The sequence below is a fragment of the Frankia sp. CgKIO3 genome, from assembly GCF_977946435.1.
The window spans coordinates 1-2,018 of the sequence record NZ_CDWTMO010000043.1 but is presented as its reverse complement, the minus strand read 5'-3'; the positions used below and the strand labels follow the sequence as shown (position 1 = coordinate 2,018).

Here is a 2,018-nt window from a genome sequence, read left to right as displayed (position 1 = left end):
CAAGTTATTTTATTCCGAATCCTAACTCAACGTAAGAATAAATTTGAACATTTAGTACTAGAATGGCATTAGATGCCCACCTTGGGTAATAAACTGTAGATCTTTCATCCCGAAATTTCCTCTACGCAACCGCACTGGTACGATTACAACGAGTTTGTCCCTCTGTCGCCGTCCAGGCACAGCAGCGCGAGGAGGCCGGGTGCTCACTGCACGGGATCGGCGTGCGGACATCCAGGCAGTTCGGCGCCGCTCCCACGAGTTCCCTCGGCTCGCCCCGGTCCAGAGCCTGGAGCGCCGGCATCCACGGCGGAGACATGCCGTCGACCGGATCCAGGTAATGGTCACAAGAAGGTCAGGGAACTGCTGCTTCGCCCTGGAAACCGGTCTCCAGCGACCTAGCATGAGCGCCACGCAACCGGGCACGAGGCCGTGCCCGGCGTGCCCATGCGCCCGACCCTGCGCCTGATCGGGGAGGTTCATGTCCACGCCGCTCCCGCCACCATCGACACCACTTCGATCCGCGCGGCCGTCCTCGCCGCCGGCATCGATGGCGTCCGCCTCGCCGGCGGCGGCACCGCGGTCACGACGGCGGCTTTCGCATGCTGGCAACCCTCCCCATCGGATGGTCGATGACAGGCCCGGGAGTGTGCCGGCCCGCCAGCCGGTGCCGGTAGTCTCCGCGGAGCTGCGGTCTCGGGAACGGCTGCGCGCCGCCGGGGCCATCGCTGCGATCGCCGGTGTCGTCCTCGGCGTCCCGGTCGTACTGATCCTGGTACTGGGTTCCACCGCTCCAGAGCGGGGACGGGGCCGGCGCGGTCGTCCGAGCCATCCTGTCCCTGCTCTTCTGGGCCGCCTGGCTGCACTTCACCGCCTGTCTCGTCGCGGAATGCCGGGCCGAGCTGCGCGGTACCGGCCTCGCCCCGCGGATACCGCTGGGCGGCGCCCCCCAGAACCTCGCCCGCCGTCTCGTCGCCACATCCGTGTTGTTCTCCGGGACGACGATTCTGGTCGCTCCGATGACATACGCCCGGGCCCCCGCCGTTCCGCCTGCGCCCGGCCGGATGGGGACGGCGATGCCGGTATCGACGACCTCGGCGGCCCTGGTCGCTCCGCGGCCGGCTCCGGACGACAGGGCGCCCGCGCTCACGAGGGGTGATCGGGCTCCGGTGGCCACGACAACGGATCCCGGCGCCAGCACACCGACCCGGCGGACCTGGCCGTCACGGTCGGAACCGGGGACCGGCCCGGCTGGCCCGGCTGGCCCGGCTGGCCGCATGACACCGCGCGTCTGCCACGCCGAGTTGATCAGTCCGATCGCGGACCCGAACGGCCGGCTCGCGTCCAACGGGCGCGTGATGAAGCTCTACGAGGTGCGACCTGCCGAGGGGCGCCACCACGACACCCTCTGGGGCATCGCGGAGCGCTTCCTCGGTGATGGTCTACGGTATCGGGAGATCTTCGACCTCAACGAGGGTCGCGCCCAGCCGGACGGCCGCACGCTGTCCAAGCCATCGCTCATCCATGCCGGCTGGCTGCTGCTGCTGCCCGCCGACGCGCAGGGCGAGGGCCTGCAGGTACTGCATGTGCCGGACTCCGTCCCGGGATGGCCTGCCACCGAAACAGGTACCGCGCCCCCCGCCCCCGGCGGCTACGACCTCGCTGACCTCGACAACCACGGACCCGGCAACCCCGGCCTCGATGATCCAGAACCCAGCTATCCCGATTTCGAAGACCCCGAGCCGGGGGACGGCGACGGTCGTCTCGGCACCTCTCGTGCGCTGGCGGTCCTGGATGACGCGGCTGCGGTCGTCTCGGCGCAGCACACCGCGGTGGTCACCGGTGGCCCCGCTACACCCGGCCTTCTCGCGTCCGACCCCTTCGGACCGTCCTCTCAGGGTCTGCTGGGGATAGCAGCCGCCAGCCTGCTCGCCGCCGGAGTCATGGTGGCGTTGTCCACACGCCGGTCGGGGCCGGCGAGCCCCCCAGAGGACGAGACAGAGCGCGCGCTGCTCCTAGGT

Annotated in this window: 2 protein-coding genes; one reads left to right on the top strand and one right to left on the bottom strand. The window is 69.4% G+C overall.

The features are described 5' to 3' along the window. Positions 1-580 precede the first annotated feature (580 nt). Positions 581-1,276: a hypothetical protein gene (locus AC08OJ_RS07350; RefSeq protein ID WP_476595353.1), complete on the bottom strand. Its 696-nt coding sequence runs from the start codon at positions 1,274-1,276 to the stop codon at positions 581-583. On the opposite strand from AC08OJ_RS07350, the gene AC08OJ_RS07345 reads away from it, so the two are divergent. Further along, positions 1,275-2,018, top strand: a 744-nt coding sequence (locus AC08OJ_RS07345; RefSeq protein ID WP_476595352.1) for a LysM peptidoglycan-binding domain-containing protein, incomplete at its 3' end; no start/stop codon positions are given. The two genes, AC08OJ_RS07350 and AC08OJ_RS07345, sit on opposite strands and share 2 nt — an antisense overlap.

Bases quoted from the DNA above. Each gene is read 5' to 3' on its own strand.
- AC08OJ_RS07350 (WP_476595353.1), bottom strand. From the start codon at position 1,276: ATGCGGCCAGCCGGGCCAGCCGGGCCAGCCGGGCCGGTCCCCGGTTCC.